The sequence below is a fragment of the Acidovorax sp. KPB24-03 genome (genome assembly GCF_057546605.1).
In genome coordinates, this window is record NZ_BAAJYR010000270.1 from 1 (window position 1) to 4,723 (window position 4,723).

At 69.5% G+C, this 4,723-nt stretch carries 5 protein-coding genes; 1 reads left to right on the forward strand and 4 read right to left on the reverse strand.

All coding sequences use genetic code 11. The annotated features are described in order from the left end of the window. The 4 genes from AC27KI_RS18870 to AC27KI_RS18885 form a co-directional block, all read right to left on the reverse strand. A partial coding sequence (locus tag AC27KI_RS18870; protein WP_487089482.1) for a response regulator occupies positions 1 to 413 on the reverse strand: 413 nt, incomplete at its 3' end. Positions 414 to 431: 18 nt separating this feature from the next. Then, positions 432 to 2,138, reverse strand: coding sequence for a two-component system sensor histidine kinase NtrB (locus tag AC27KI_RS18875; RefSeq protein ID WP_317356124.1), 1,707 nt, complete (start codon positions 2,136 to 2,138; stop codon positions 432 to 434). A 13-nt stretch (positions 2,139 to 2,151) separates the two neighbouring features. Next, complete coding sequence (locus tag AC27KI_RS18880) at positions 2,152 to 2,373, reverse strand: PP0621 family protein (protein ID WP_284425824.1); 222 nt, start codon at positions 2,371 to 2,373, stop codon at positions 2,152 to 2,154. Next, the gene (locus AC27KI_RS18885; protein ID WP_487115243.1) at positions 2,370 to 3,167 is read right to left on the reverse strand and encodes a cytochrome C assembly family protein; all 798 of its coding nucleotides are present in this window, start codon (positions 3,165 to 3,167) and stop codon (positions 2,370 to 2,372) included. The genes AC27KI_RS18880 and AC27KI_RS18885 overlap by 4 nt, the downstream gene beginning before the upstream one ends. Before the next feature lie 89 nt (positions 3,168 to 3,256). Between AC27KI_RS18885 and ffh the strand changes: the two genes are divergently transcribed. Continuing rightward, positions 3,257 to 4,636, forward strand: coding sequence for a signal recognition particle protein (gene ffh, locus AC27KI_RS18890; protein WP_487115245.1), 1,380 nt, complete (start codon positions 3,257 to 3,259; stop codon positions 4,634 to 4,636). The last annotated feature ends 87 nt before the right edge of the window (positions 4,637 to 4,723 follow it).

The window sequence follows — 4,723 nt, forward strand, 5'->3', positions numbered from 1 at the left end:
CGGTGCCGGGGGCGGGCCGAGCGGGGCGGCGGCACGCCGCCCGTGCCCTGGACCGCCGATGCGACGACCGAGCGGAACTGCTTGAGGTCCACCGGCTTGGTGAGGTAGTCGAAGGCGCCCGAGCGCAGGGCCTCCACCGCGTTCTCGGCCGAGCCATAGGCCGTCATGACCACGCAGCGCTCGCGCCGCTGCTGGTCGCGCAGCTCGTGCAGCAGCTCCATGCCGAAGCCGTCCGGCAGGCGCATGTCGGTGATCACGGCGTCGAACTTGCGGGCCTGCAGCTGCTGGCGGGCCTCCTGCAGGTTGCCTGCCGTCTCGACCCGGTAGCCTTCGCGCAGCAGCGTCAGCTCGTACAGGGTGCGCAGGTCGGGTTCGTCATCGACGACGAGGATCGTGGCGGCGTTGGCGTTCATGGACAGGTGCGGGCGGGGTCAGACGACGATTGTGTCAAACAGCGTGGTGTTCGGGTCCTGCGGCCGGGCGTTCTTGCGGAACACGACCGTGAACGCATTGCCGCCGACCGCCCCGCGCGGCAGGTTGCGGGTGAGGCGCTGGTAGCCGATCGACGCGCCGTGCCGCTGGCACAGCTCGCGGCAGATATAGAGGCCCAGCCCGCTGGAGCGGCTTTCCGAGGAAAAGAAGGGCTCGAACAGGTGGCGCTCCACGGTCTTGTCCAGCGGCGCCCCGTCGCTCCACACCTGCAGCCCCACGGCGCCAGCCGCGCTGACGTAGGTGGCCACGTAGAGCGAGTCCGGCTCGCCGCCCATGTAGCGCAGCGCGTTGTCGAGCAGGTTGACGAGCACGCGGCGCAGGTGTTCGGCGTCGAACTCCACGGGCGCGCGGCCCGCCTCCAGCGCGAGCTGGGCCCGGCGCTTGCCCGGGTCCTGCGCCTGCCAGTCGCCCCAGGCCTGCGCGACCGCATCGCAAAGCACGACGGTGGAGGCGGGGGCATGGCTGATCTGGTGCTGCACCCGGGCGATGTCCAGCACCTCCTCCGCGATGCGGGCCAGCCGCTCGGCGTTCTGCTGCACCATGTGGGCCAGGCGCTTCTGGCCGGGCTCGTGCAGTTCTTCTTCCAGCAGGGCATTGGCCTGCATGATGGCCGCAAGGGGATTGCGGATCTCATGGGCCACGGCGGCCGACATGCGGCCCATCGAGGCGAGCTTTTCGGTGCGCAGGCGGGCCTCCATCTCGCGCAGGTCGTGCAGGAACATCACGCACAGGTGCTCGCCCCCGGTCTCGCGCGCGATCTCCTGCGACGACGTGAGCCAGGCCCGTACGTGCAGCGCCAGCGGGCTTTGCCCCGGGTGCAGCACGTCCACGTCGGCGCTTTGCGGCTGGCCTTTCTGGAAGGTCTGGCGCGCCATGGCCAGCAGCGGCTTCCAGGGCGAGGAATGGGCCATGGAGAACGGCAGGGCGTGGCGGGCGTTGGTGCCCAGCAGCCGCAGCGCCGCGGGGTTGGCGATGCGCACGGTGTCGCGCTGGTCCAGCACCAGCACGCCGTCCGACAGGTTGTGGATGACCAGGGCGCTCACCTGTTCCTGCACCTTGGCCGCCATCTGGCTGGCCTGGGCCAGCTGCTGTTCCCGGTTCAGGCGCGAGGCGAGCTGGTGCACCAGGTAGGCGACGATGAAGTAGCCCGTGCCGGTGAGGGCCGTCTGGAAATAGCGCTGCGTGGCGTCGGAGCCGCCGCTGCTGCCCAGCCACCAGGCCCATGCCAGCAGCAACAGCGTCACCGCCGCGGTCGTGCCCAGGGCCAGGGTCAGCGTGCCCAGCACGCCGGCCATCAGGATGGGCAGGCCGAACAGGGGCGTGAAGTTCATGGAGCCCACGTGCAGGATCTGCAGCGTGCTGATCAAGGCCAGGTCCACGCCGATCGAGCACATCCACTGCAGCCACGAATGGGGCCCGGGCGGCGCATTGCCGGCCAGCACCAGCAGCAGCACGGTAGCCACCAGATAGCCGGCGCAGATGCCCAGCAGCAGGGGTTCGTAGGACTGGTTCAGCGCCACGCCCAGGCCCTGCAGCAGCAGCAGGGCGGCGGCCACCATGATGCGGCCCGACAGGAAGCTGCCCCACAGCCGGGCGAAGGGGGCGTCGGCGGACAGCAGGGCGCTGGCGCGTTTCAGGGCCGGCACGGGCGGAGGCCTTTCACGCCGGCCCTTGGCGCTGGTGCTCGGGAGTGCAGTAGCTCGCGCCGCCGTCGGTCAGCGCCTCGGAGCGGGGGATGTGCACGCCGCACCGGGCGCAGGACACCATGGCCTGCGGCAAGGCGGGGCGCGCCGCGGCGGGCGGTGGCATCTCCCGGCGCCGCTGGTTGCGCCACACCCCGAACGCGATGACCAGCACCGCCAGCAGGACGAGGTACTTCATGCGGCGCGTCCCAGGACCACTTCGAGCACGAAGCGCGAGCCCACGTAGGCCAGCAGCAGCAGGCCGGCGCCGGCATACAGCACGCGCACGGCGCTGCGCCCGCGCCAGCCGAAACGCGCGCGCCCGATCAGCAGCACCGCGAACGTGATCCATGACAGGACCGAGAACACCGTCTTGTGCTCCCACCTCCAGGCCCGGCCGTACAGCGTTTCGCCGAACAGCCAGCCGGCCACCAGCGTGGCGGTGAGGAGCACGAAGCCGGCCATCACGAAGCGGAACGTGAGGCGCTCCAGGGTGAGCAGGGGGATGCCGCTGTGCGGGTCCGCGGCCTGGCGGATCTTGCGCTCCGCGCGGGTCATGAGCCAGGCATGGACCACGGCGGCGGCGAACAGTCCGTAGGACGCGATGCCCAGCGCCAGGTGCAGCGGCAGCCAGGCGGATGCGTTCACGTGCAGGGGCTGCCCCGGAAACAGCAGCGCGAGCACCACCGCCACGGAGCCCAGGGCGCCCAGCAGCCAGCGGGCCTGGAGTTCGGGAAACATCTGGCGTTCGACGGCATACACGGTGAGGACCAGCCATGCCGTCATGGAGAGGGCGGGCGCGAAACCGAAGTGCGGCGTGCCTCCGAGCAGGCTGTAGGCCAGCACCGCCGCGTGCAGGCCCCAGGCGACCCAGAGCGCGGTGCGGCCCGTTTTGCCGCCGAACCGCGCGGCGGCCGCGGCGGGGGCGGCGTAAGCCATCGCCGCGGACAAGGCCAGCAGCCAGCTGACGGGAGACGCACTGGGTAAAATCATGGACTCACAGTTTAGCCCTTCGCCCGCCCCCGGCGGACCTGCCTGCGGCACCAGCCGCCCAGGCACAGGGGCACTTCCGGAACACTCCTATGGCCTCCGCCCTTACCGAAAAACTCACGCGACTCGTCAAGGAGATGCGCGGCCAGGCCCGCATCACCGAATCCAACGTCCAGGACATGCTGCGCGAAGTGCGCATGGCGCTGCTGGAGGCCGACGTGGCCCTGCCGGTGGTGCGCGACTTCATCGCCCGCGTGAAGGAAAAGGCCCTGGGCCAGGAGGTGCTGGGCTCCCTCAAGCCGGGGCAGACGCTGGTGTCCATCGTGAACCGCGAGCTGGCCGCCACCATGGGCGAGGGCATCGCCGACATCAATCTGGCGGCCCAGCCGCCCGCGGTGATCCTCATGGCCGGCCTGCAGGGCGCGGGCAAGACCACCACCACCGCCAAGCTGGCCAAGCACCTGATCGAAAAGCGCAAGAAAAAGGTGCTCACCGTGTCGGGCGACGTGTACCGGCCCGCCGCCATCGAGCAGCTCAAGACCGTGACGGCGCAGGCCGGCGCCGAGTGGTTCCCGAGCACGGCCGACCAAAAGCCCCTGGACATCGCCCGCGCGGCCATCGACTACGCCAAGCGGCATTATTTCGACGTGCTGCTGGTGGACACGGCCGGGCGCCTGGCCATCGACGAAACCTTGATGAACGAAATCAAGGAACTGCACGCTGCGCTGAACCCGGTCGAGACGCTGTTCGTCGTCGATGCCATGCAGGGGCAGGACGCCATCAACACCGCCCGCGCCTTCAAGGAGGCGCTGCCGCTCACCGGTATCGTGCTGACCAAGCTGGACGGCGACTCGCGCGGCGGCGCGGCGCTGTCGGTGCGCCAGGTGACCGGTGCGCCCATCAAGTTCGCCGGGGTGTCCGAGAAGATCGACGGCTTGGAAGTGTTCGATGCCGAGCGCCATGCCGGCCGCATCCTGGGCATGGGCGACATCGTCGCGCTGGTCGAGCAGGTGAGCGCGGGCGTGGACATGGAGGCGGCGCAGAAGCTCGCGGCCAAGGTCAAGAGCGGCGACGGCTTCGACCTGAACGACTTCCTGTCGCAGTTGCAGCAGATGAAGCAGATGGGCGGCCTGTCCAGCCTCATGGACAAGCTGCCGGCCCAGTTCTCCGCCAAGGCCGGCCAGGTGGACATGGACAAGGCGGAGAAGGACATCCGCCGCAAGGAAGGCATCATCCAGAGCATGACGCCCCTGGAGCGCCGCAAGCCCGAGCTGATCAAGGCCACGCGCAAGAAGCGCATCGCCGCCGGCTCCGGTGTGCACGTGCAGGAGGTGAACCGCCTGCTGAACGAGTTCGATCAGATGCAGGGCATGATGAAGAAGATGAAGGGCGGCGGCCTCATGAAGATGATGAAGCGCATGGGTGGCATGAAGGGCTTGGGCGGCGGCGGGATGCCGAAGCTGCCGTTCTGACCCGAGCCCCGACGCCCGCCGTGCCGGTCGGATCGTAGGCACCGGCGGCGGTGTTTTGCTATAAAAAATATAGCGATATGCCCTAGT

What these genes read in the sequence shown, in the direction of transcription:
- AC27KI_RS18880 (WP_284425824.1), bottom strand. Translation starts at nt 2,373, where the DNA reads ATGAAGTACCTCGTCCTGCTGGCGGTGCTGGTCATCGCGTTCGGGGTG.
- AC27KI_RS18885 (WP_487115243.1), bottom strand. Translation starts at nt 3,167, where the DNA reads ATGATTTTACCCAGTGCGTCTCCCGTCAGCTGGCTGCTGGCCTTGTCC.
- ffh (WP_487115245.1), top strand. Translation starts at nt 3,257, where the DNA reads ATGGCCTCCGCCCTTACCGAAAAACTCACGCGACTCGTCAAGGAGATG.